Origin of the sequence: Mycobacterium sp. KBS0706, from assembly GCF_005938675.2 — a bacterium.
Classification (GTDB): Bacteria; Pseudomonadota; Alphaproteobacteria; order DSM-16000; family Inquilinaceae; genus Inquilinus.
On record NZ_VCCH02000010.1, the window covers coordinates 109,434 to 132,933 of the forward strand.

Below are 23,500 nucleotides of genomic sequence, written 5' to 3' on the forward strand. Positions count from 1 at the left end.
CCCATCATGACCATGACCCAGACATCCGCCACGCCGCTGTTTCCCGCGGTCACCGGCCGCCTCGTCCCGACCATCCTGCTGGCCGGCATCGCCGCCGACCTGACCTGGGAGGTCTGGGCCCGCGGCATCACGCCCTTCCTGGTCGGCGGTCCGCTGGAGCCCGCGGCCCTGGTGCAGTCCGTCTTCGGCTTCCAGAGCTGGGTGGCGGGCGAGTTGATCCACGCCATCGTCGGCATCGTCTTCTACCCCATCGGCTACCTGTTTATCGCCCGGCCGCTGCAGCGCCGGATCCTGCCGCAGCTGCCGCTGGTGCTGACCGGCGCCGGCTTCGGCATCGGGCTGTGGATCTTCGCCCTGTACATCATGGCGCATCTGATCGCCGGGCTGCCCGCCTTTCTCGGCTTCATCCCGCTGACCTGGGCCTCGCTGGTGGGCCACATCCTGTTCGGCCTGGTCGTCGCCTTCGTCGTACGCTTCCGCGAGTCGCAACCCGCTGAAAGCGCCCGGTAAATGACCCGCATCGCCGACACGATCGCCGCCACCCTGCATGACCATGGCATCCGCCACGCCTTCGGCATGCCGGGCGGCGAGGTCGTGACCCTGATCGACGGGCTGGAGGCGGCAGGCATCCGCTTCCACCTGGCCCGGCACGAGACCGCGGCGGCGATCATGGCCGCCGGCGCCTCGGTGACCACGGCCACGCCTGGCCTGCTTGTGGCCACCGTCGGTCCGGGGCTGGCGAATGCGGTCAACGGCATCGCCGACGCGGCGCAGGAGCATGTGCCGCTGGTGGTGATCTCCGGCATCGTCGACCGGCCGACCCGGGCTCGCTACACCCACCAGGTGATCGACCACGCGGCGATGTTGCGGCCGCTGGTCAAGGCCAGCTTCGAGGTCGAGCCCGAGAGCGCCGGCCAGACCGTGGCGCGGGCCCTGGCCATCGCGCTGGCCGAGCCGATGGGGCCGGTGCATCTCGATCTGTCGCCGGCGGTGGCGGCGATGCCCGATCCGGCGCCGCGGCCGGTCGCCCCGCCGGCGGTGCTGCGCCCGGCGGTGGCGCCACAGGACCCGGCGATCGCGGCGCTGGCCGAGCGGCTGTCCCAGGCCCGCCGGCCGCTGATCCTGGCGGGGCTGGAGGCGGCGCAGGGCGGCGCCGGCCCGGCGTTGCTGCGCCTGGCCGAACGGCTCGGCGCTCCGGTGGTCACCACCTACAAGGCCAAGGGGCTGGTGCCGGAGGATCATCCCCTGGCGCTGGGCGGCGCCGGGCTGTCGCCGCTGGCCGACGCGGTGCTGCTGCCGCTGTTCGCCCGGGCCGACCTGCTGCTGTTCGTCGGCTACGACCCGATCGAGATGCGGCTCGGCTGGCTCGACCCGGTCTCGGATCCCGACCGGATCGTCGAGATCACCGCCGCCCCGGCCGACCACGCCATGCACCACGCCGGTACGCGCCTCCTGGCAGCCCCCGCGGCGGCGATCGAGGCGCTGGCCGAGGCAATCAGTGCAGACAATTGCCAGGAAGGTGGCGGTGTCTCGAATTGCCTCTCCCGCCTGGCGGGAGAGGTCGGGCGTCCGCAGGACGACCGGGTGAGGGCTGGCTCCGGCCTCGACAAAATCCCCTCACCCGGAGCCGCTGGCGCGGCTCCGACCTCTCCCGCAAGCGGGAGAGGCAATTTGGAAGCCGAAAAGGCGACGCAGACCTGGACTGACGGTGAGCCCGCAGTGGCCCGGGCGGCGCTGGTAAAGCGCTTCGCCGCCCCCGCCGAATGGGGCCCGCACGCCATCGTCGAGGTGCTGAACCGCGCGGTGGGGGAGGGCGACCTGGTCACCGTCGATGCCGGCGCCCACCGCATCCTCCTGTCGCAGAAATGGGTGGCGCGGCGGCCGCTGTCGCTGCTGCAATCGACCGGCTTCTGCACCATGGCCGCGGCCCTGCCGCTGGCGATCGGCGCCAAGGTCGCCGACCCGTCGCGCCGCATCGTCGCCGTGATGGGCGATGGCGGGCTGGAGATGGGGATCGGCGAGCTCGCCACCCTGCGCGACCTCGGCTTGCCCGTTACCATCGTGCTGTTCCAGGACCAGAGCCTGGCCCTGATCGCCCTGAAGCAGAATTCGGCCGGGCTGGCGCCGCATGGCGTCGGCCTCGGCCTCACCGATTTCGCCGCGGTTGCCGCCGGCTTCGGCGGCCATGGCCGCACCGTCGCGAGCGGGACGGAGCTGGCAGCCGAGCTGGCCGCCGCCCGGGACCGCGACCGCTTCACCCTGATCGTCTGCAGGTTCGACGCCGATGCATATCACCAGGCCTTCTGAGCTGACGCGCGAGGCGCTGTCCAGCGCCATCGCGGCGAAGCCCCGGCGCGACCCGCGGCTCGATGTCTTCCGCGGCCTCGGGATGCTGATCATCCTGACCGCGCATATCCCGGACAATCAGTGGATCCTGTGGATCCCGGCGCGCTTCGGCTTCTCCGACGCCACCGAGATGTTCGTGTTCCTGTCCGGCATGGCCTCGGCCATCGCCTTCGGCCGGGTGTTCGACCGCGACGGCTTCGCCTGCGGCACCGGCCGCGTCGCCCGCCGGGTCTGGCAGATCTACTGGATCCATGTCGCGGTCTTCGTCGTCATCGCCGCGCTGGTGGCGGCGGCCGGCACCCGGCCGGGCGGCGAGAGCTACATCGTCGAGCTGAACCTGCCGCATTTCTTCGCCGATCCGGTCGGCCTGCTGCCGCGGTTCCTGGCCCTGGCCTATGTGCCGAACTACTTCGACATCCTGCCGATGTACCTGGTGATCCTGGCGCTGATGCCGGCGATGATCCTGGCCGAGCGGCTGCACAAGGCGCTTCCCTTCGTGCTGATGGCCGCGATCTGGGGCCTGACCCAGGCGCATCTCCTGGACCTGCCGGCCGAACCCTGGTCGGACCGCCCCTGGTTCTTCGATCCGTTCGGCTGGCAGCTGCTGTTCTATCTCGGCTTCTTCCTGATGCGCCGCACCCTGCCGGCGCCCGGCTTCAGCTGGACCCTGATGGCGCTGGCCGCGCTCTTCGTGCTGGCGACGGTGCCCTTCGCCTATTACCGGATCCTCGAGGCATCGCCCTTCTTCGGCGGCTGGGCCCGGGCGCTGGAACCGCTGACCGACAAGACCCATTTCGGCGTCCTTCGCCTGGTGCATTTCCTGGCGCTGGCCTATCTCGCCGCCCATCTGGTCGGCCCCGGCGGGGCGCGGCTGAAGGGCGCGGCGGTCGCCGTGATCTCCAAGGTCGGGCAGCAGACGCTGGCCGTCTTCGTCAGCGGCATGGTCACGGCCCAGCTGCTGGGCATGCTGCTGGACCACACCGGCCGCGATGCCTTCACCACCGCCGCCGCCAATCTGGCCGGCTTCGGTGTGCTGGTCGCGGTCGCCTATGCCGTCGCCTGGTTCAAGGCGATGCCGGCCCGCACCGCCGGCTCGGCGGCGTCGGAGGTGGCGTGATGGCCAGTCTCGCGACCCTCCTGGCCGGCGCCGCGCTGATCCTGGCGCTGCAGCCCGCGCTCGCGGCCGGGACCGAGGCCTGCGGCGGCGACGTGCCGTGCCGCGTCGCCGACGGCGAATACCGCATCGCCCTGCCTCCGGGCGGGGCGCCGGTCGGCGTCTATGTCTTCTTCCATGGCTATGAAAGCTCGGCCGCCGACCAGATGCGGGCGACCGAGCTGATCGCCGTGGCCCGCGCCCATGGCCTGGCCTTCGCCGCGCCGGACGGGCTCGACCGCACCTGGTCGTTCGAGACCTCGCCCAGCCATGACCGCGACGACACCCGCTTCGCCGGCGAGGTGCTGGACGACCTGCAGCGCCGCTTCGGCTTCGGGCCGGACCGGGTGGTGGTCGGCGGCTTCTCGCAGGGCGCGTCGATGGCCTGGTATGTGGCCTGCCACCTCGGCGGCCGCGTCGCCGGCGCCGTCACCTTCTCCGGCGTGTTCTGGGACCCGCTGCCGCAGCCCTCGGACTGCCAGGCGGTGCCGCCGCCGCTGGTCCATTTCCACGGCCGGGCCGACCGCACCTTCCCCCTGGCCGGCCGCGCCATCGGCGACCGCTGGCACCAGGGCGACACCTTCCTCAGCCTGGCGGTGCTGGAGGCGCGGGCCGGCTGCCGTCTCGGCGCCGACACGCCGGTGACCATCGCCGGCATCGCCTGCGCCCGGGCGCAAGGCTGCGAGCGCGGCCCGCTCACCCTGTGCCTGCACGATGGCGGGCACGAGGTGCGCGCCGGCTGGCTGGACGGTGGCCTGGCCGCGCTGGGCCTGCCCGCAACCCCGATCACCAGCGAGGTTCTGCCATGACCCCGAGCACTCGACCCGAGGACCCGAAGCGGTCCGACGAAGCCGTCGCCCGCGAGCTGGCCCGCAAGGACCGGCGCATCCGCGAGCTGGAGCAGGAGCTGGCCCGGCTGCGCGCTGCCGCGCTGCTGGCCCAGTGACCCCGCATCCCTGAAGGGAGGAGCCTGTCATGTTCCGACGCACTTTGCTGGCGCTGGCCGCGCTGGCCTGCATAGCCCCTCTGGCCACTCAGGCGCAGGAGGCGCCCCGCCCCGTCAACACGCTGGGGGCACCGGCCGACAACGTCGCGATCCGCGGCTACGACCCGGTCGCCTATTTCCGCGAGGGCGGTCCGCGCCAGGGCAAGCCCGAATTCGCCGTGCAGCACGACGGCGCCACCTGGTGGTTCGCCAGCGCCGAGGACAAGGCGCTGTTCGCGGCCGATCCGGACAAGTACATGCCGGCCTTCGGCGGCTTCTGCGCCTATGGCACGTCCCGCGGCTACCTGGTGAAGATCGAGCCCGAGGCCTGGTCGATCGTCGACGGCCGGCTGTACCTGAACTACGACCTCGGCGTCCGCGACACCTGGATGAAGGACACCAAGGGCTACATCGACCAGGCCAAGGCGAACTGGCCCAAGCTCGACAAGAGCGACATCAAGTAATACCAGCCCTCATTGACCATGACCCTTGTTCTTCACCGTCATGGCGAGCCCCGAAGGGGCGTGGCCATCCATGACCGCTCGCACCGGCCCCTGGATGGCCACGCTTCGCTCGCCATGACGAGGAAGGGCAACGGGGAGTCGGCCTCAAGAGGGGGTGGTGTAAGCCGCCTCAAATCCGCGGCATGGTGACGTCCGGCGCCAGGCGGGTCTGCGCCGCCAGGCGGATCGGGGCGTTGGCGGCGCCGAAGCCGGCATAACCGCAGCGCTGCACGATCTCGAAGAAGAAACGGTCGGCGAAGCTGGTGGTGTAGAGCTGGAAGAACTCGCCGCCGCCGCCATCGCGGTCGTACAGGATGCCGGCCTCGCGGAGTTGGTCGAGCAGATCGGGCTCCAGCCCGAAGCGGGCCTCGATGTCGTCGTAATAGTTGGCCGGGATCGGCAGGAACCTGACGCCGGCCTGCCGCATCCGGGCCGCGGCGGCGAAGATGTCGCCGGTCTCCAGCGCAATGTGCTGGATGCCGGAGCCGAAGAACTCCGACAGGAAGCGCGCCGACAAAGTGCGGTGGCTCTGCGAGGCGTTCAGCACGACGCGCAGCGTGCCCTCGGCGTTCTGCACCACCTGGCTGCGCACCAGCCCGGCCGGGTCCGGGATCTCCAGCTCCGGCGTCTTCGCCAGATCGAAGATCGCGCTGTAGAACAGCAGCCAGGACAGCATCTCGTCATACTGCATCGACTGCGACAGGTGGTCGATCCGCGTCAGCCCGGCTGCCGGCGTCGCGTCCTCGACCGGGACGAAGTCGACCTCGCGCCATCGCGCCAGCTCGCTCGTGGGGTCGACGAGATAGATCAGGCTGCCGCCGACGCCACGGATCGCCGGGATCTCCAGCTCGCCCGGCTCGACCTCCTGGCGGAAGCCGGTCGCCAGCAGGGCGCCGGCCCGCGCCATTGCCGCCCGGGCATCGTCGACCCCGAGGCAGATCGCGCAGGCGGCGGGGCCGTGCATGATGTAGGCGGCATGGGCGTAGCCCTCCTTCTCGCGGTTGACGAGAAGGGCAATGCCGCCCTGCGACCACAGGGTCACGTCCTTCGACCGGTGGCGGCCGCACCGGGCGAAGCCGAGGCCGGCGAACAGCGCCTCCAGCTCGATCGCGCCGGCCTCGTCGACCGCGAATTCGACGAACTCGACGCCCAGGCACCGGGCGCGCTCCGGCAGCAGCGGCCGGGTCCGCTCGGCGGCGGGCCTGCGCCGCTCCAGCGTGTCGGCCAGCTGTAGCAGCGACCGCCGGCCGTCGATCGCGACCGACCGGGCCGAGCCGGCGCGGAAATGGTCGTTGAAGATCTCCAGCGAGTAGACGCCGTCATAGCCGGTCGCGGCCACCGCCTCGGTGAAGGCGGTCACCGGCAGGTCGCCCTGGCCCGGCAGGTTGCGGAAATGCCGGCTCCAGGACAGGAGGTCCATCTCCAGGCGCGGCGCGTCGGCCAGCTGCACCAGGAAGATCCGATCGGCCGGGATGGCGCGGATGCTGTCCGGGTCGATGCCGCGCGACAGGGTGTGGAAGCTGTCCAGGATCAGCCCGATGGCCGGATGGCCGGCGCGGCGCACGATCTCCCAGGCGTCGCGGTGGTCGTTGACGTGGCGGCCCCAGGCCAGCGCCTCGAAGCCGACCTTCAGCCCGCGCTTCGCCGCCCGTTCGCCCAGCTCGCGGAAATCCGCGGCGGCGCGGTCGATGCCGCCCAGCGCCGCCGGCGAGATGTTGGAGCAGACCAGCAGCAGGCCGGCGCCGAGCTCGGCCATCAGGTCGAATTTGCGCTCGGCCCGGTCGAACACGCGCATACGCTGCGGCTCGGGCATGCCCTCGAAGTCGCGGAAGGGCTGGAAGGTGGTCACCACCAGCCCGGCGTCGCGCACCATCCGCCCGACCTCGCGCGGCGCCGCGTCGAAGGACAGGAAGTCGTTCTCGAAGATCTCGACGCCGTCGAAGCCGGCGGCGGCGATCGCCTCCAGCTTGTCGCGCAGGTCGCCGCTCAGGGACACGGTGGCGATCGACGTCTTCATCGGCACGACCTCCCGGCGCGCATCACTTCTTGCGCAGCTTGTCCAGCTCGGCCTGCAGCAGCGCGATGGTGTCGTCGCCGATCTTGGGGCGGAACTCCTCGACCACCGGCGTCGTAGCGGCGCGCAGCTTCGCCACCTCTTCGGGCGGCAGCTCGGTCACCTCCATGCCGTTGGCGCGGATCTCGTCCAGCGCCTTGGCGTCGGCCTCGCGCGACACCTGGCGCTGATAGTCCCGCGCCTCGGTCGCGGCCGACTGCAGCACCGCCCGCTCCTCGTCGTTCAGCTTGTCCCAGAACGACTTGCTGACCAGGACGATCTGCGGGTTGTACTGGTGCCGGGTCAGGGTCAGGTACTTCTGCACCTCGTAGAACTTGGCGTTGATGATGTTGGCCGACGGGTTCTCCTGGCCGTCGACCGTGCCGGTGTCCAGCGCGCCATACAGCTCGGGATAGGGCATCGGCACGGCGTTGGCGCCGAGCGCGTTGAACAGCGCGATCGGGATCGGCGACTGGATGGTGCGGATCTTCAGGCCCTTGATGTCGTCGACCTTGGCCACCGGATGGCGGTTGTTGGTCAGGTTGCGGAACCCGAGCTCCCAATAGGCCAGGCCGACCAGTCCCTTGGCGGGCAGCAGGGTCAGCAGATGGGCGCCGAACGGGCCGTCCATCACCGCATCGGCCTCCTGGGGCGTGTCGAACAGGAAGGGCAGGTCGACCGCCCCGAAGGCCGGGGCGTTGCCGGACAGGATGCCGGCGTTCATCACCGTCATCTCGACGATGCCGCCCTGCAGCCCCGACAGGGTCTGCACGTCGCCGCCCAGCGTGCCGCCCGGGAACAGCTGCACCGTGATCTTGCCGCCGCTCTTCTCGGCGACGATCGCGGCGAACTTCTCCATGCCCATGACCTGGGGATGGCCCTTGCTGTTCGCCGCCGCGAATTTGATGTGCTGTTCGCGGATCTCGGCCCGTGCCGCGGGGGCCAGCAGCAGCGCCGCCGATAGTGCTGCGATCAGGCCGGTCAGGGTCCTGGACATGATGATCCTCCCAAGGATTGTTCGATCTTGTGGGTGTCGGCCGGCGCGGTCATCGGGCCAGCCATTTGGCCGGAACCATGACCAGCTCCGGGAACAGGATCAGCAGGGCCAGCACCGCCAGCTCGGCCAGGAGGAAGGGCCAGACGCCCTTCATCAGATCCTCCATGGTCAGCTTCGACACGCCGCAGACGACGTTCAGCACGGTGCCGACCGGCGGGGTGATCAGGCCGATCGAGTTGTTGATGATGAACAGCACGCCGAAATAGACCGGGTCGATGCCCGCCTGCTTGATCACCGGCATCAAGACCGGCGTCAGGATCAGGATGGTCGGGGTCATGTCCATGGCGGTGCCGACGGCGACCACCAGCAGCATGATCACTGCCATCAGCAGCATCGGGCTGTCCATGAACGGGTCGAGCATGGCGGCCAGCTGGCCCGGCAGGTCGGCGACGGTGATCAGCCAGGCGGAGACGCCGGCGGCCGCCACCAGGAACATCACCACGGCGGTGGTCTTGGCGGCGGAGACGAAGACCTCGAACAGCTGTCCGGGACTCAGCTCGCGGTACACCACCATGGCCACGAACAGCGAATAGACCGCGGCGACGACGCCGGCCTCGGTCGGGGTGAAGACGCCGAATTTCAGCCCGACGACGATGATCACCGGCAGCAGCATCGCCCACAGGCTGTCGACCAGGGCGCGCAGGCGCTCAGCCCCGCTGCGGCGCGGCGGCAGGTCGATCTGCTCGCGCCGGGCCACCAGCAGCCAGGCGATGCAGAGGGCCAGCGCGATCATCAGGCCGGGCGCGATGCCGGCCAGGAACAGCTTGGTGATCGAGACGCCGCCGATCACGCCGAACAGCACGAAGCCGATGCTGGGCGGGATGATCGGCCCGATGATCGAGGCCGAGGCGATCAGCCCGCCGGACCGGGCGGCGCCATGGCCGGATCTCAGCATCATCGGCAGCAGCAGGGCGCTGAGCGCCGCGGCGTCGGCCAGGGCCGAGCCGGACAGGCTGGAGAGCAGGCAGGCGGCCAGGATGACGACGAAGCCGAGCCCGCCGCGGATATGGCCGACCAGCGCCATGGCGAGGTCGACGATGCGGCGCGACAGGCCGCCCGTGTTCATCACCTCGCCGGCCAGCATGAAGAAGGGCACGGCCATCAGCGGGAAGCTGTCGGCGCCGTTGATCACGTTCTGGGCGACGATCTGGGAATCGAACAGGCCGAGATGGATCATCAGCGCGACACCGCTGAGGATCAGGGCGAAGGCGATCGGCATGCCGATCGCCATAGTGCCGAGCAGCGACGACAGGAAGACCGCGACGACCACGGCTCAGCCCTTCCTCGGAGCGTCGAGGCCGGCGAGTTCCTCGGACTCGCGGACCAGGATCAGCTCCTCCGGCCCGGCGCGGCCGAGCAGCAGGCGGGCGAGGTCGGCCAGGATGATGATCGCGGCCGGCACCGCGAAGGCGATGCCGGCGCCATACAGCAGCGCCATCGGATAGCCGACGGCCGGGGAGGCGACGTCGAGGTTGATCACGGCCTGCTCGACGCTGCCCTTCAGCAGCAGCCAGATCGCCAGCAGCGCCAGGGCGCCGGACAGGGCCAGACAGGCCTTGGCCGCCGGCCGGGGCAGGCGGCGCAGCAGCGTGTCGACGCCGATATGGCCGCGCTCACGCAGCGCCACCACGGCGCCGAGGAAGATCAGCCAGACGAAGAACAGTCGCGACAGCTCCTCCGACTCGGTCAGCCCCTGGTTGAAGGCGTAGCGCAGCACGACGTTGCCGAAGACCAGCACCACCATCCCGGCCAGCAGCAGGGCTATCAGCACCTTCAGCAGCGCGAAATAGGCTTCGACGGCAAGGCGCATCGGGCTCTCCCTGTGGTGGCCGCCGGCCGCGGCTTCGCCGGTTCTGATTTTGTCTTTCTCACAAATGTACGAACTGGTACGTATAGTCAAGTCTCCGGTGCCGCCCGGCAATGATCGGTCCGAAAACCGCTTGTTCGCCGCTGCGAAGTTCCGGAGAAGTAGAAGCATGTCCGCCGATCGGGCGGCGGCGTCGGTGCGGGGAGCGGGCCAGGGCGATGGCGGGCAGGACCAAGTCGGGTGCCGAGGAGCGGAAGACCGCCCGCAAGAACGATCCCGAGCGCACCAAGGAGAACATTCTCGAGGTCGCGACCGAGGAGTTCGCGACCCATGGGCTGAGCGGCGCGCGGGTCGACGCGATCGCGGAGCGGACCCGCACCTCCAAGCGCATGATCTACTATTATTTCGGCGGCAAGGAGGGGCTGTACCACGCGGTGCTGGAGAAGGCCTATGCCGATATCCGCACCGCCGAGGCGGCGCTGCATCTGGAGGACTTGGCCCCGGAGGAGGCGATGCGGCGGCTGGCGGAGTTCACCTTCGACTATGACGAGGCGCATCCCGACTTCATCCGCCTGGTCAGCATCGAGAACATCCACCGGGCCGAGCATCTGGCGCACACCGCCTCGATCCGCAGCACCAATCTCGGCATCGTCCAGACCATCGCCGCGATCCTGGAGCGTGGGCAGGCAGCGGGCGTGTTCCGGGCCGGGATCGACCCGATCGACCTGCACATGCTGATCAGCGCCTTCTGCTTCTTCCGCGTCTCCAACCGCCACACCTTCGGCACCATCTTCCGCCGCGACCTGTCGGAGCCGGGCTTGCGCGAGACGCACCGGCGGATGATCGGCGACGCGGTGATCCGCCTGCTGCGGGGCGAGGCGGAGGCTCCCGCAAAAGCCGCTACCCCGGCCCGAGCGAGGCGAAGTGCCGGGTCATCCGGTCGGAATCCGGGGTGAGGCCGGTGAACAGCCGGAACGCCTCGACCGCCTGGAACACCGCCATGCCGCCGCCGTCGAGGGTGCGGCAGCCGCGGGCGCGGGCGATGTGCAGCAGCTCGGTCTCCAGCGGGAAGTAGACGATCTCGGCCACCCAGTGCCGTGGCGCCAGCAGCTCGGCCGGCAGCGGCAGGCCGGGATGCTTCGCCATCCCGGTCGGGGTGGCGTGGATCAGCCCGTCCGCCGCTGCCATGGCGGCGGCGAGGTCGGTGCCGGCCACCGCGCGCCCCGCCCCGAACCGGGCGGACAGGGCGGCGGCCGCCGTCTCGGCCCGGTCTTGGTCGACATCGAAGATCGCGAGCGCGCCGATTCCCAGGGTGAGGGCGGCATGCGCCACCGCCGCCCCGGCGCCGCCGGCGCCGAGCTGGACCGCGCGGTGCTTGCGCACATCCGGCAGGCTGCGCCGGAAACTCTCGGCGAAGCCCCACCAGTCGGTGTTGTGGCCGGTCCGCCGGCCGCCCTCGAACACCACGGTGTTGACGGCGCCCAACGCCCGCGCGTCGTCGGACAGCGCGTGCAGCAGCGGGATCACCGCCTGCTTGCAGGGATGGGTGATGTTGAGCCCGGCGAAGCCGCGCCGCTCCGCCGCCTCCACCAGTTCGGGCAGCGCCTCGACGCCCCGGCCGAGCGCTTCGAGGTCGATCAGCTCGTAATCGTAGCGCAGCCCCTGTTCCACCCCCTCGCGCATATGCATCGCCGGCGTCCGCGACGCCTGGATGCCGGCGCCGATCAGGCCGACGCGGAGAGCTGTAGGGCGAATAGGGATCATGGACGGCCCGCGCCGGTGTGGTTTTCGGCAAAAATGTACTAACCGGTACGTTCATGTCAATCGAAGCGAGCGAGCCAGCTTGGGAGCTGCGCGCCTGTCGAACGCCATGAGGGATCGGGGGTGCGGTATGCTGTCCCATCTTGAATTGTCGCGGCTGAACGGCCAGTTGGACGACGGCGCCGACGACTGTCGGGGCTGATGACGAGGGGGCAATGCCATCCGCTGACCTGACGCGCCGGTCGACGATCCCGATCGCCGACGACGAGCCGGCCAGTGCTGCGCCGCGAGAGCGGCCGCCGAAGCCCGGGGGTTTCTCCCGGCAGCTGACGCTCGAACTCGTCCGGCACGCCTCGGCACGGCCGGAGACCGAGCGGCCGCTGTTGGAGTGAAGGCCGAAGCCCCGGCTCCGCCCGACCGCCCATCCCCCACCACTCCGAGGGACCTCCCGTGGACTTCTCCTGGATCTCCGATCCGACCGCCCTGATCGCCCTGGCCACCCTCGTCGTCATGGAGGTCGTGCTCGGCATCGACAACCTGATCTTCATCTCGATCCTGACCAACAAGCTGCCTGAGAGCCAGCGCAGCAAGGCGCGCCGGATCGGCATCGGGCTGGCGCTGTTCCTGCGGCTGGCGCTGCTGGGCACGGTCTCGATCATCGTCAAGCTCACCGCGCCGGTGTTCGAGGTCCTCGGCCATCCCTTCTCCTGGCGCGACCTGATCCTGATCGGCGGCGGCCTGTTCCTGGTGTGGAAGGCGACGAAGGAGATCCACCACAGCGTCGACCCGGCCCCGGCCGACGACGTCTTCGGCACCGCCAAGGCGACGCTGGGCTTCGGCGCGGCGATCGGGCAGATCCTGCTGCTCGACCTGGTGTTCTCGCTCGACAGCATCATCACCGCGGTCGGCATGACCGAGCATGTGGCGATCATGGTGATCGCGGTGATCGTCGCCGTGGCGGTGATGCTGGCCGCCGCCGATCCGCTGTCCCGCTTCATCCACGCCAACCCGACCGTGGTGATGCTGGCGCTGGGCTTCCTGATGATGATCGGCATGACGCTGATCGCCGAAGGCTTCGGGGCGCATGTGCCGAAGGGCTACATCTACGCCGCGATGGCGTTCTCGGCCCTGGTCGAGGGGCTGAACATGCTGTCCCGCCGGGCCGCGCGCCGCAAGGCGCCGGCGTCGGTCGAGACCAAGCACTGAGCGAGGCCTGGGGTAGGGAGTCTCCCTACCCCACACGCGGCAGGCTGATGGTGGCGCGCAGGCCCCTGGCCTGGTTGGCCAGGGCGATGTCGCCGCCATGGTGGCGCACGATGGTGCGGGCGATCGACAGGCCGAGGCCGACGCCGCCGGTCTCCGGGTTGCGCGAGTTCTCGATCCGGAAGAACGGGGCGAAGACCTGCTCGGCGGCGCCGTCCGGGATGCCCGGCCCGTCATCCTCGATCACGATCTCGACGCCGTCGCCGCTCCGCGCCACATGGACCCGGGCGCGCTCGCCGTAGCGGACCGCGTTCTCGACCAGGTTGCGGATGGCGCGGCGCAGCGCATCGGGCCGGCAGCGATAGCTGATCTTCGGCCCCTCCTGGAAGGTGACGTCCCGGCCCAGCTCGGCCAGGTCGTCGCACAGGCTCTCGACCAGCGCCGGCAGGTCGACGGTGCGGGTGCCCTCGGCCGTCGCCTCCTCGCGGGCGAAGGCGAGCGTGGCCTCGGTCATCTTCTGGACCTCGGCGATGGTCGCCAGCATCTTCTCCCGCTCCTCTGCATCGGCGACGAACTCGGCGCGCAGGCGCAGGGTGGTCAGCGGCGTTCGCAAATCGTGGCCGATCGCCGCCAGCATCCGGGTGCGGTCCTCGACGAAGCGCTGCAGCCGCTCCTGCATCCGGTTGAAGGCCTCGGCGGTGTTGCGGATGTCGTCCGGCCCGGCCTCCGGCAGCGGCGCCACGGATTCGCCCCGGCCCAGCGCCTCGGCGGCGACGGCCAGGCGCCGCATCGGCCGGGCGATGCCGCGGGCGACGATGATGCCGAACACCGACAGCATGACCGCCGTGACCGCGACCGACACCACCGCCTGGTTGGTCCAGAACGAGTTGCCGGTCGGTTTGGCATAGGCGCTGTTCAGCCAGCCGCCGCCGTCCAGCTGGGCCGACAGGCCCATGCCGTAGGCCTCATCGAGATACAGGAACTTGGCCGGGCGCGACAGTGGCCAGGCATGGGCCGGCACGTCCGTCCAGGGCGTGGTGACGGCCGCCGTGGCCGTGCCGATCCCGAGGATCTGGGCCGATTCCTGCCGGGCCCCGGGCTTGTCCTTGTCCTGCTTCGGAGCTTTCGGCCCCCAGGGCGTCAGGCTCGGCAGCGGCTTCGCCAGCTGGGTCCAGGCCTCGCGCCGCCAGGCCATGGCGTCCTCCGGGCCGTCGGGCGACACCCAGAAGCGGCTGTAGGAAGTGCCGCTGGCGCTCAGGATGTCGTCCTGCAGCGCCGGCGGCGTCGCTTCCAGGAGCCGGGCCAGCGACGCGGTGCGGCTGAAGAACTCGCTCTTGGCGGCGGCCTTCAGCGCCTGGCCGCGCTCGTCCCAGGAGATCAGGAAGCCGATGCCCTGCGACAAGGCGAGGGCCAGCAGCATCAGCCCGATGAACTGGGCCGCCAGGCTGCGCGTCCACCACCGCCTCATGCCGGCTCGACCTCCGCCACGAAGCTGTAGCCGCCGCCCCAATGGGTCTTGATCAGCGCCGGCACCTTGGGGTCGGCCTCGATCTTCTTGCGCAGGCGGCTGACCTGGTTGTCGATGCTGCGGTCGAAACTGTCGGCGGCGCGGCCGACGGTCAGGTCCAGCAACTGGTCGCGGCTGAGCACGAGCCCGGCATGGTCGAGGAAGGCGTTCAAGAGCCGGAACTCCGCGGTGCTCAGCGGCACCGCCACGCCGTCCTCCCCGACCAGCTCGCGCCGGCCGACATCCAAGAGCCAGCGGTCGAAGCGCAGCGCCTTGGCCTTCAGCCGGCCGCGCTGCGGCGGCAGGCTGTTGACCCGGCGCAGCACCGCCTTGATGCGGGCCAAGAGCTCGCGCGGGTTGAACGGCTTGGTGACGTAGTCGTCGGCGCCGATCTCCAGCCCGATGATGCGGTCGGTGTCCTCCGCCATCGCGGTCAGCAGGATCACCGGCACGTCGCCGGTGCCGCGCAGATAGCGGCACAGCGACAGCCCGTCCTCGCCCGGCATCATGACGTCGAGCACGATCAGGTCGGGCGCGCTGCGGTCGAGCATGCGGCGCAGCGCCGCCGCGCTTTCGGCGACGCTGACCCTGTAGCCGTGCTGGGACAGGTATTTGCCGACGAGGTCGCGGATGTCGCGGTGGTCGTCGACGACGGCGATGTGCGGTATGGATTCCATGCTGCGCTCCACGGTCGAACATACCGAAAACGGCGCCGGACCCCGCGCAGGAAATTGTATCAGATTGTCTCGAATCGCGGGTTTGCGACACTCGGTGACTCAAAACCCGGTCCGACGACAGATCCCTGCGACAGTTGCCGCCCATAGTGCCCCGGTCGACGCAACAGCGATGGTCAGGGCGATGTGGGCAATCGGACAGAACCAGAGCAGTCCCGGGCGCATGCCGGCGCTGCGCAGGGCCAATCTCGGGCCGGGCCGCGCCGAGCAGCCGCGTTCCGCCTGCGCCGCGGTGCTGTTCGCCGACATCGTCGGCTTCACCCGGCTGTGCGGGACGCTGGAGCCGGCGGGCACCTTCGCCCTCTTGTCCGGCTTCCACCAGCGCATGGCGGCGGCGGCGGCGGAGCACGGCGCCACCATCGGCGATCCGATCGGCGACGGCATCATGGCGGTGTGGTGCGGGCCCGCCCCTGCCGCAGCCCGCGCGGCCCTGCGCTGCGGCTTCGCCATGCTGGAGGCGATCGAGGACTGGAACCGGGCGCGCCGTGACGGCCTGCCGCTGCGCATCGGCGTCGGCCTGCATGCCGGCGCGGTGATGATCGGCCGGGTCGGTGCCGCCGGCCACGGCAAGCTCGGCGCCTTCGGCGACACGGTGAACGTCGCCCACCGGCTGGAGCGGATGACCCGGACCCACCGCAGCGACATCATCGTCTCGGACGAGCTGTTCCGGGCGGTGGCCGACCATGCCCCGTCGGAGCGGCGACTGGCCTGGTTTCCCGTTGCCGGGCGCGCCGACATCCCCGGCCGGGCCGAAGGGGTGGCGGTCCGTATGGCGGCGCTCGGCTGAGCCGCCGGGGAATATCGTATCGAACTGTACGATCCAGCCTGTGACGCGACATTCCGCGACAAACCCGCCGGCCGGTCGGCACAGTTCTGCGACAAGCGGCCGGCATGGTGCGTGAGCATCAGTGAAAGGGATGACCCCCATGCACGACGCGACACAGATCCGGCCGGCCATTGCCATCGAGGGCGGGTCGGCGATCGATCCGGAGCACATCGAGCCCGGCTGGCGCCCGCCGGTCGACCGGCTGGCCCTCAGCTGGAACGAGGTCGCGGCCGGCTGGCTGGCCGCCTGCGGGCTGCTGGCGATCCTGGGCGTGACCGCGATCATCGGCCATCAGCCGATGGGCGAGCCGGTCTACCGCTCGGTCGGCCTGGCCGGGCCTGGCCCGGCGGCCGGCACCGAGATCTGCCACGGGGAGACGCCAGCCCAGGTCGCCAACCCCTTCCTCCCGGCTGCGCGGCCGCCGGGCCAGGCCTGACCGAATGGAGAGCTGCTTCGTGATGACCCGTCCGGCTATGCTGCTGGCCTTTGCGGCGCTGTTCGCCGCCCCCTTGCCCGCTTTCGCGCAGGATGCCGCGGCCGGCGAGCGCGCCTTCCGCACGCGCTGCGCCTCCTGCCACAGCGTCGAGCCTGGGCAGAACCGGGCCGGGCCCAGCCTGGCCGGCGTGGTCGGCCGCAAGGCCGGCAGCGTCGAGGGTGCCCGGTATTCGCCAGCCCTGAAGAATTCAGATGTCACCTGGGACGCCCAGTCGCTCGACGGCTTCCTGGCCGATCCGCGCGGGACCGTGCCCGGCACCAGCATGACGGTGCGCCTGACCGACGCGGCGCAGCGCGCCGCCATCATCGCCTACCTGTCCAGCCGCTGAATCGAGCCGGATCGGAATTTGTATCAAACCGTGTCAGCGGGCCGTTTCGCGACGGCTCGCGACAAAGCCCGGGACCGCTCGACAAGGTTCTGCGACAGCCGGCCTCCAGGCTTCCCCCCGTGCAACCACCACAGGAGACGTGTCGTGATCACCAGACTCCCCGTTCCGGTCCTGGCCGGCTTCGCCCTGCTGGCCACCATCGGCACCGCCCTGGCCCAGGGTGACGGCTGCATCGAGCGCAACGCCAATGCCGGTCAGAGCGCCCCGACCACCACCACGACGGCGCCGGCCCCGGCATCGGACGCCAGGCCGAGCTGAGGCGAGGCGGGTACCGGGTCCCCACCCGGTGCCCGCCAGCCGCGTGACGCCATTCCGGCCCCACCCAGCCCAACCGCGAGGCAGCCATGGCCTTCACCCTCAGGATCAACGGATCCGAGCGCAGCGTCGACGTCGAGCCCGACACGCCCCTGTTGTGGGTGCTGCGGGAGCAGATCGGCCTGACCGGCACCAAATACGGTTGCGGCATCGCCCAATGCGGCGCCTGCACCGTGCATATCGACGGCGTCGCCACCCGGTCCTGCGCCATGCCGGTCAGCGCGATCACGCCGGAGCAGCAGATCGTCACCATCGAAGGCCTGTCGCCCGACGGGTCGCACCCGGTGCAGCAGGCCTGGCTGGCGCTGGACGTGCCGCAATGCGGCTACTGCCAGGCCGGCATGATCATGGCGGCCGCGGCCCTGCTGCAGCAGAACCGCAGCCCGACCGACGACGACATCTCCACCGAGATCACCAACATCTGCCGCTGCGGCACCTACAACCGGGTGCGGGCGGCGATCAAGCAGGCCGCCGCCAACGGCGGCTCGGTCCAGAGCGGCTGAGGGAGGCCAGAATGACGATCGTGCAGAGCGTATCGCGCCGCGGCTTCATCGTCAGCGCCGCCGCCGCGATCGGCGGGCTGTCGCTGGGCTTCCGCGTGCCCTTCGCCGGCGAGGCCCTGGCGGCCGAGGCGGTGCCCGAGATCAATGCCTGGGTGGTGATCCAGCCGGACGAGACCGTGGTGATCCGCATCGCCCGCTCCGAGATGGGGCAGGGCACGCTGACCGGCCTGGCCCAGCTGGTGGCGGAGGAGCTGGGCTGCGACTGGTCCCGCGTCACCACCGAATACCCGACCCCGGGCGAGAACGTCGCCCGCGACCGGGTCTGGGGCAATTTCTCCACCGGCGGCAGCCGCGGCATCCGCGAATCCCAGGACTATGTCCGCAAGGGCGGGGCGGCGGCGCGCGAGATGCTGGTCGCGGCCGCGGCGGCGGAATGGCAGGTGCCGGCGGCCGACTGCGCGGTCGACAAGGGCGTGATCACCCATCAGGCCAGCGGCCGCAGCACCACCTTCGGCAAGGTGGCGACCGCCGCGGCGCGGCTGCCGCCGCCGGCCGAGGTCAGGCTGAAGGACCCGAAGGACTGGACCATCGCCGGCAAGCCGCTGCCGCGGCTGGACACGGCGGACAAGCTGACCGGCAAGCAGGTCTACGGCGCCGACCTCGTCCGGCCCGGCATGCTGAATGCCGCGATCAAGGCCTGTCCGGTGTTCGGCGGCAGGGTGAAGAGCTTCGACGCCGGCGCCGTCGCCGGCATGCCCGGCGTGCGCAAGGTGGTGCAGGTCGACGACACCGCCGTGGCCGTGGTGGCCGACACCTGGTGGCGGGCCAAGACCGCGCTCGACGCCTTGCCGGTGGTCTGGGACGAAGGCCCCAACACCGGCGTCAGCAGCGCCTCGATCGGCGAGATGCTGGCCGCCGGGCTCGATGCGGACGATGCCTTCATCGGCAATCAGGTGGGCGATGCCCGCCAGGCGATCGCCGGCGCGGCCCAGACCGGCGCAACGAAAACGGTGACGGGGGTCTATGCCTACCCGTTCCAGAACCACGCCACCATGGAGCCGATGAACGCCACCGCGGTGTGGACGCCGGAGCGCTGCGAGGTCTGGGTGCCGACCCAGAACGGCGAGGCCAGCCTGGCGGCGGCGGCCGAGGCGGCCGAGCTGCCGGTGCGGCAATGCGAGGTCTACAAGATCCATCTCGGCGGCGGCTTCGGCCGGCGCGGCAACTTCCAGGACTATGTGCGGCAGGCGGTGCGCATCGCGAAACAGATCCCCGGCACGCCGGTGAAGCTGCTGTGGTCGCGCGAAGAGGACATGCTGCACGGCGCCTATCACCCGACCACCCAGTGCAAGCTGACCGGCGTGCTCGATGCGGACGGCTCGGTGACGGCGCTGCACATGCGGATCTCCGGCCAGTCGATCCTGGCGGCGGTGCGGCCGGAGGGCATGCAGAACGGCATGGACCCGGTGGTGTTTCAGGGCCTGGTCGGCAGCGGCGTGGAAGGGGTGATCGGCTACACCGTCCCCAACCTGCTGGTCGACCACGCCATGCGCAACCCGCCGGTGCCGCCGGGCTTCTGGCGCGGCGTCAACCTGAACCAGAACGCGGTCTATCTGGAATGCTTCATCGACGAGCTGGCCCATGCCGCCGGGCAGGACCCGCTCGCCTTCCGCCGCAAGCTGATGGCGAACCACCCGAAGCATCTGGCGGTGCTGGAGGCGGCGGCGGAGCGGATCGGCTGGGGCAGCCCGGCGCCGCAGGGCCGGCATCGCGGCCTGGCCCAGATCATGGGCTTCGGTAGCTATGTCGCCGCCGCGGCCGAGGTCTCGGTCACCGACGGGCGCCTCAGGATCCACCGCATCGTCGCCGCGACCGATCCCGGCCATGCCGTCAACCCGGCGCAGATCGAGCGGCAGGTCGAGGGATCCTTCGTCTACGGCCTGTCCGCCAGCCTCTACGGCGAGTGCACGGTCAAGGGCGGCCGCATGGAGCAGGAGAATTTCGACACCTACACCGTGCTGCGCATGGACGAGATGCCGGCGGTGGAGACGGTCATCCTCCCCTCCGGCGGCTTCTGGGGCGGGGTCGGGGAGCCGACCATCGCGGTCGCCGCCCCGGCGGTGCTGAACGCGATCTTCGCCGCCACCGGCAAGCGCATCCGCACCCTGCCGCTGGTGAACCACGATCTGAGCGCATGACCACGCGCCTGCTCCTGGTCGCTCTGACGGTGCTGGCCGCGGCTCCGGCCGCGGCGCAGCCCTCCGGCGCGGCCTCCTGCTCCGGCTGCCATGCGGCGGCCGGGCCGGTGCCGAGCCTGGAGGGCCGCCCGGCCGCGGAGATTGCCGCGGCCATGGCCGCCTTTCGCAGCGGCGAGCGGCCGGCGACGGTGATGGATCGGATCGCCAAGGGGTTCACCGATGAGGAAACGCGCGCGATCGCGGAATGGCTCGCCGCCCGGGACCACAGGGATCATGCGGCCCGGCCGTAGGGCCGTCCTCCAGGGCTTGGCCGCCGGCGGTGCCGTGCTCTGGGCCCCGTCCGTGCTGGGGCAGGGCACGGCCCGGGTGGTGGTCGTCGGCGGCGGCTTCGGCGGCGGCGCCTGCGCCCGCGCCCTGCGCCGGCACGGCCTGGCGGTGACGCTGGTCGAGCCGGAGGAGCGGTTCACCGCCTGCCCGTTCAGCAACGAGGTGATCGCGGGCCTGCGCGACCTCGACGCCCAGCGCTTCGGCTATGACGGGCTGCGGCGGGACGGCGTCGAGGTCGTGCACCGCAGGGCCATGGCGGTCGATGCCGCAGCGCGGCGGGTGCGGCTCGACGACGGGACGGAGCTCGCCTATGACCGACTGGTCCTGGCGCCGGGGATCGAGCTGCGCTTCGACGCGCTGCCCGGCTACGACCAGGCGGCCGCCGAGGCGATGCCGCATGCCTGGAAGGCGGGGGCGCAGACGCTGCTGCTGCGCCGCCAGCTGGAGGCGATGCCGGATGGCGGCGTGGTCGCCATCGCCGCCCCGGCCAACCCGTTCCGCTGCCCGCCCGGGCCGTATGAGCGGGCCAGCCTGATCGCCCACTATCTCAAGACCCGCAAGCCGCGCTCCAAGCTGATCGTGCTCGACGCCAAGGACGCCTTCTCGAAGCAGCGGCTGTTCCAGGCGGCCTGGGACACGCTGTATCCGGGGCTCCTGGAATGGGTGCCGCTGTCCTCCGGCGGCCGGGTGACCGAGGTCGATGCCGCGACGAAGACGCTGGTCACGGAGTTCGGCAGCCACCGCGCGGATGTCGCCAACATCATTCCGCCGCAGCGGGCCGGCGCCATCGCCCAGGCCGCCAGCGTGGCCGACCAGACCGGCTGGTGCCCGATCGACCCGGTCACCTTCGAATCCCGGCTGCAGCCCGGCATCCATGTCATCGGCGACGCCGCCATTGCCGGCGCCATGCCGAAATCCGCCTTCGCCGCCAACGGCCAGGCGCAGGTCTGCGCCGCTGCCGTGGCCGGCCTGCTGCACGGCGAAACGCCGGCGGAGCAAAAGCTGGTCAACACCTGCTACAGCCTGGTCGCGCCGGGCTACGGCATCTCGGTCGCCGGGGTCTACCGGCCGGCCGACGGGCTGCTGCGCGAGGTCGAGGGCGCCGGCGGCACCAGCCCGCTCGACGCGTCGCCGGAATTCCGGGAGATGGAGGCCCGCTACGCCGAGGCCTGGTTCGGGACCATCACCGGGGCGGTGTTCGGATGAGAGGGTTGGCCCTTCTGATCCTGGCCGCGTTCGCAGCCGCGACGCCGGCGGCCGCGCAACCCTATGTCATCGAGGGCGACGCCATCCCGACGCCGCTGACCGGGCAGGCGGGCGAGCCGGACCGCGGTCTGGCGCTGATGCAGGATCGGCAGCGCAGCCTGTGCTCGCTGTGCCATGCCGGCCCCTTCGCCCCGCCGCACCAGCAGGGCACCCTGGCGCCGGACCTGCAAGGCATCGGCGCGCGCCTGAGTGAAGGCCAGCTGCGGCTGCGGGTGGTCGACATCAAGCGGCTGGTGCCGGATTCGATCATGCCTTCCTATGCCCGGACCGAAGGCTTCGCGCGCGTCGCCACGGCCTGGCAGGGCAAGCCGGTGCTGACGGCAGCGGAGATCGAGGATGTGATCACCTATCTCGCGACGTTGAGGGAGTGATGGCGGACTCTCAAGGCAAGTCCATTCGTCCGGACAATAAAAGTCCCCCCTCCCGCGAGTGGAGGGGGGACTCGATGGTTCTTCCCCGCCGCGGCGTGCTGGCCGCTGGGGTGGGGCTCGTCGCATTGGTGCTCGCACCCCGGCCGGCCCGTGCCCGTCCCTCGCTGCAGGAGGCCATCCGAGGCTTCGCCGGCTCAGCTGAGATCCGTCCGGGCCGGATAAAATTCGACATCCCGCCCCTGGTCGAGAACGGCAACGCGGTCGGCGTCACGGTGGGGGTGGACAGCCCGATGACCGAGGCCGACCACGTCCGCCGCATCGGGCTGTTCAACGAGAAGAACCCACAGGCGGATATGGTGGTGTTCCATCTCGGGCCCCGCTGCGGCCGCGCCAGCGTCGCCACCCGGCTCCGGCTCGCCACCTCCCAGACCATCGTCGCCCTGGCCGAGATGGGCGACGGCACCGTCTGGTCGGCCGAGGCCGATGTCATCGTGACCCTGGCCGCCTGCATCGAGGACCTGTCGTGACCCGGGCCCTGATCAACGTGCCTAAGACCGCGCGCCGCGGCGAGATCATCGAGATCAAGGCGATGATCGCGCACAAGATGGAGACCGGCTACCGCATCGGCCCGAACGGCCAGCCGATCCCGCGCGACATCATCCACCGCTTCGCCTGCACCTATGGCGGCGTCGAGGTGTTCGCGGCCGAGCTGTTCCCGGCCATGTCCGCCAACCCCTTCATCGCCTTCACCACCGTGGCGACGGAGTCGGGGACGATCGAGTTCGCCTGGACCGCCGATGACGGCACGGTCGAGCGGGCCGCGGTCGAGATCACCGTCACCTGATGCGGGCACGGTCGTGCCGGACGCTCCTGCTGCTCGGCGTGGCCCTGGCGGTCGGCGGCCAGGCCCCGGTTGCCGACCGGCGCTCGGGCTTCGACTTCATGGCGCCGGAGACGCGGGCGCTGCAGCAGGACGACGCTAGCAATCCCGGCATGCTGTGGGTGCTGGAGGGCGAGGCGCTGTGGCAGGCCCCCGCAGGCCCCACCGGCGCCAGCTGTGCCGGCTGCCATGGCGACGCGGCCGACAGCATGCGCGGCGTCGCGGCGCGGTATCCGGCCTTCGAACCGGCGACCGGCCGGCCGATCGACCTGCAGGGCCGGATCAACCAGTGCCGCCGGGCGCGGCAGGGCGCCGAGCCCTTCGCCGCCGAAAGCCAGGAGCTGCTGGCGCTGACGACTTATGTTGCCCACCAGTCACGCGGCATGCCGGTGGAACCGGTCACGGACCCGGCTCTCACGCCCTTCGTCGCGGAGGGGCGGCGGCTGTTCGAGCGGCGGATCGGCCAGCTCGACCTGTCCTGCGCCGCCTGCCACGACCAGCGCTGGGGCGAGAAGCTGGGCGGCAGCGTGATCCCGCAGGCGCACCCGACCGGCTATCCGATCTACCGCCTCGAATGGCAATCGGTCGGATCGCTGCAGCGGCGGATGCGCAACTGCATGATCGGCGTGCGGGCCGAGCCCTATGGCTGGGACGCGCCGGAATTCACCGCCCTTGAGCTCTATCTGCGCTCGCGCGCCGAAGGCCTGCCGGTCGAGACGCCGGGGGTACGTCCATGACACCGGTGGGGCGACGAGCGCAGTAGTATTATCGGCGATTCTTGTTCATGATACGTTCTATGAACAACGCGCAGACCGATCAGA

General features: G+C 70.8%; 28 protein-coding genes. 21 read left to right on the forward strand and 7 right to left on the reverse strand.

Annotation, left to right across the window (positions count from 1 at the left end; all coding sequences use genetic code 11):
* Positions 1-6 precede the first annotated feature (6 nt).
* The 6 genes from FFK22_RS07775 to FFK22_RS07795 are packed head-to-tail and all read left to right on the forward strand — an operon-like array spanning position 7 to position 4,948.
* Positions 7-510: a hypothetical protein gene (locus FFK22_RS07775; RefSeq protein ID WP_138888211.1), complete on the forward strand. Its 504-nt coding sequence runs from the start codon at positions 7-9 to the stop codon at positions 508-510.
* A complete protein-coding gene (locus tag FFK22_RS43785) occupies positions 511-2,307 on the forward strand; it encodes a thiamine pyrophosphate-binding protein (RefSeq protein WP_221938463.1) in 1,797 nt (598 codons plus the stop codon). It abuts the gene before it with no gap.
* Positions 2,285-3,463, forward strand: a complete 1,179-nt coding sequence (locus FFK22_RS07785) for an OpgC family protein (protein ID WP_138888212.1) — start codon at positions 2,285-2,287, stop codon at positions 3,461-3,463. The genes FFK22_RS43785 and FFK22_RS07785 overlap by 23 nt, the downstream gene beginning before the upstream one ends.
* Positions 3,463-4,308, forward strand: coding sequence for a PHB depolymerase family esterase (locus tag FFK22_RS07790; RefSeq protein WP_138888213.1), 846 nt, complete (start codon positions 3,463-3,465; stop codon positions 4,306-4,308). Before FFK22_RS07785 ends, FFK22_RS07790 begins: the two co-directional genes overlap by 1 nt.
* Positions 4,305-4,445, forward strand: a complete 141-nt coding sequence (locus FFK22_RS42770; RefSeq protein WP_186002360.1) for a hypothetical protein — start codon at positions 4,305-4,307, stop codon at positions 4,443-4,445. The genes FFK22_RS07790 and FFK22_RS42770 overlap by 4 nt, the downstream gene beginning before the upstream one ends.
* A gap of 29 nt (positions 4,446-4,474) precedes the next feature.
* The gene (locus FFK22_RS07795) at positions 4,475-4,948 is read left to right on the forward strand and encodes a YHS domain-containing (seleno)protein (RefSeq protein ID WP_138888214.1); all 474 of its coding nucleotides are present in this window, start codon (positions 4,475-4,477) and stop codon (positions 4,946-4,948) included.
* A 169-nt stretch (positions 4,949-5,117) separates the two neighbouring features.
* Here the strand turns inward: FFK22_RS07795 and FFK22_RS07800 are convergent, their stop codons facing one another.
* The 4 genes from FFK22_RS07800 to FFK22_RS07815 are packed head-to-tail and all read right to left on the reverse strand — an operon-like array spanning position 5,118 to position 9,907.
* Positions 5,118-7,004: a bifunctional sugar phosphate isomerase/epimerase/4-hydroxyphenylpyruvate dioxygenase family protein gene (locus FFK22_RS07800; RefSeq protein WP_138888215.1), complete on the reverse strand. Its 1,887-nt coding sequence runs from the start codon at positions 7,002-7,004 to the stop codon at positions 5,118-5,120.
* A 22-nt stretch (positions 7,005-7,026) separates the two neighbouring features.
* Positions 7,027-8,037 carry a TRAP transporter substrate-binding protein gene (locus FFK22_RS07805; RefSeq protein WP_138888216.1) on the reverse strand — a complete coding sequence of 337 codons (1,011 nt, stop codon included), beginning with the start codon at positions 8,035-8,037 and terminating at the stop codon, positions 7,027-7,029.
* 49 nt (positions 8,038-8,086) lie between these two features.
* The gene (locus FFK22_RS07810) at positions 8,087-9,367 is read right to left on the reverse strand and encodes a TRAP transporter large permease subunit (protein WP_138888217.1); all 1,281 of its coding nucleotides are present in this window, start codon (positions 9,365-9,367) and stop codon (positions 8,087-8,089) included.
* A 3-nt stretch (positions 9,368-9,370) separates the two neighbouring features.
* Positions 9,371-9,907 (reverse strand): TRAP transporter small permease, encoded by a 537-nt coding sequence (locus tag FFK22_RS07815; protein ID WP_138888218.1) that lies wholly within the window; start codon positions 9,905-9,907, stop codon positions 9,371-9,373.
* Between the two features lie 215 nt (positions 9,908-10,122).
* Between FFK22_RS07815 and FFK22_RS07820 the strand changes: the two genes are divergently transcribed.
* Positions 10,123-10,860, forward strand: coding sequence for a TetR family transcriptional regulator (locus FFK22_RS07820; protein ID WP_138888219.1), 738 nt, complete (start codon positions 10,123-10,125; stop codon positions 10,858-10,860).
* Here the strand turns inward: FFK22_RS07820 and FFK22_RS07825 are convergent.
* Positions 10,805-11,668, reverse strand: a complete 864-nt coding sequence (locus FFK22_RS07825; RefSeq protein WP_138888220.1) for a shikimate dehydrogenase — start codon at positions 11,666-11,668, stop codon at positions 10,805-10,807. The genes FFK22_RS07820 and FFK22_RS07825 overlap by 56 nt on opposite strands.
* A gap of 212 nt (positions 11,669-11,880) precedes the next feature.
* Here FFK22_RS07825 and FFK22_RS42775 point away from each other — a divergent pair, with 212 nt between their 5' ends.
* Together FFK22_RS42775 and FFK22_RS07830 are read left to right on the forward strand one after the other, a co-directional pair.
* Positions 11,881-12,057 carry a hypothetical protein gene (locus FFK22_RS42775; protein ID WP_186002361.1) on the forward strand — a complete coding sequence of 59 codons (177 nt, stop codon included), beginning with the start codon at positions 11,881-11,883 and terminating at the stop codon, positions 12,055-12,057.
* A gap of 58 nt (positions 12,058-12,115) precedes the next feature.
* Complete coding sequence (locus FFK22_RS07830; protein WP_221938464.1) at positions 12,116-12,871, forward strand: TerC family protein; 756 nt, start codon at positions 12,116-12,118, stop codon at positions 12,869-12,871.
* Between the two features lie 25 nt (positions 12,872-12,896).
* Here FFK22_RS07830 and FFK22_RS07835 read toward each other — a convergent pair whose 3' ends face one another.
* Both FFK22_RS07835 and FFK22_RS07840 read right to left on the reverse strand, forming a co-directional pair.
* Positions 12,897-14,336: a HAMP domain-containing sensor histidine kinase gene (locus FFK22_RS07835; protein WP_138888221.1), complete on the reverse strand. Its 1,440-nt coding sequence runs from the start codon at positions 14,334-14,336 to the stop codon at positions 12,897-12,899.
* Entirely contained in the window at positions 14,333-15,052 is a 720-nt protein-coding gene (locus tag FFK22_RS07840; protein ID WP_138888222.1) for a response regulator, read from the reverse strand. Before FFK22_RS07840 ends, FFK22_RS07835 begins: the two co-directional genes overlap by 4 nt.
* A 220-nt stretch (positions 15,053-15,272) precedes the next feature.
* On the opposite strand from FFK22_RS07840, the gene FFK22_RS07845 reads away from it, so the two are divergent.
* From FFK22_RS07845 to soxA, 12 genes are all read left to right on the forward strand, one after another.
* Positions 15,273-15,896: an adenylate/guanylate cyclase domain-containing protein gene (locus FFK22_RS07845; RefSeq protein ID WP_186002362.1), complete on the forward strand. Its 624-nt coding sequence runs from the start codon at positions 15,273-15,275 to the stop codon at positions 15,894-15,896.
* A 139-nt stretch (positions 15,897-16,035) separates the two neighbouring features.
* Complete coding sequence (locus tag FFK22_RS07850; RefSeq protein ID WP_138888224.1) at positions 16,036-16,371, forward strand: hypothetical protein; 336 nt, start codon at positions 16,036-16,038, stop codon at positions 16,369-16,371.
* Positions 16,372-16,393: 22 nt separating this feature from the next.
* Complete coding sequence (locus tag FFK22_RS07855) at positions 16,394-16,759, forward strand: cytochrome c family protein (RefSeq protein WP_138888225.1); 366 nt, start codon at positions 16,394-16,396, stop codon at positions 16,757-16,759.
* 144 nt (positions 16,760-16,903) lie between these two features.
* A complete protein-coding gene (locus tag FFK22_RS42780; RefSeq protein WP_186002363.1) occupies positions 16,904-17,077 on the forward strand; it encodes a hypothetical protein in 174 nt (57 codons plus the stop codon).
* A gap of 86 nt (positions 17,078-17,163) precedes the next feature.
* Positions 17,164-17,637 carry a (2Fe-2S)-binding protein gene (locus FFK22_RS07860; protein ID WP_138888226.1) on the forward strand — a complete coding sequence of 158 codons (474 nt, stop codon included), beginning with the start codon at positions 17,164-17,166 and terminating at the stop codon, positions 17,635-17,637.
* Between the two features lie 11 nt (positions 17,638-17,648).
* A complete protein-coding gene (locus tag FFK22_RS07865) occupies positions 17,649-19,835 on the forward strand; it encodes a molybdopterin cofactor-binding domain-containing protein (RefSeq protein ID WP_138888227.1) in 2,187 nt (728 codons plus the stop codon).
* On the forward strand, positions 19,832-20,125 hold the full coding sequence (locus FFK22_RS07870) for a c-type cytochrome (protein ID WP_138888228.1): 294 nt from the start codon (positions 19,832-19,834) through the stop codon (positions 20,123-20,125). Before FFK22_RS07865 ends, FFK22_RS07870 begins: the two co-directional genes overlap by 4 nt.
* A gap of 34 nt (positions 20,126-20,159) precedes the next feature.
* Positions 20,160-21,368 (forward strand): NAD(P)/FAD-dependent oxidoreductase, encoded by a 1,209-nt coding sequence (locus FFK22_RS07875; protein WP_221938465.1) that lies wholly within the window; start codon positions 20,160-20,162, stop codon positions 21,366-21,368.
* A gap of 5 nt (positions 21,369-21,373) precedes the next feature.
* Positions 21,374-21,799: a sulfur oxidation c-type cytochrome SoxX gene (soxX, locus tag FFK22_RS07880; RefSeq protein ID WP_221938466.1), complete on the forward strand. Its 426-nt coding sequence runs from the start codon at positions 21,374-21,376 to the stop codon at positions 21,797-21,799.
* Between the two features lie 74 nt (positions 21,800-21,873).
* Positions 21,874-22,326, forward strand: coding sequence for a SoxY-related AACIE arm protein (locus FFK22_RS07885; RefSeq protein WP_138888231.1), 453 nt, complete (start codon positions 21,874-21,876; stop codon positions 22,324-22,326).
* A complete protein-coding gene (gene soxZ / locus FFK22_RS07890) occupies positions 22,323-22,643 on the forward strand; it encodes a thiosulfate oxidation carrier complex protein SoxZ (RefSeq protein WP_138888232.1) in 321 nt (106 codons plus the stop codon). Before FFK22_RS07885 ends, soxZ begins: the two co-directional genes overlap by 4 nt.
* Entirely contained in the window at positions 22,643-23,416 is a 774-nt protein-coding gene (gene soxA, locus FFK22_RS07895; RefSeq protein WP_138888233.1) for a sulfur oxidation c-type cytochrome SoxA, read from the forward strand. The genes soxZ and soxA overlap by 1 nt, the downstream gene beginning before the upstream one ends.
* Positions 23,417-23,500: the final 84 nt, after the last annotated feature.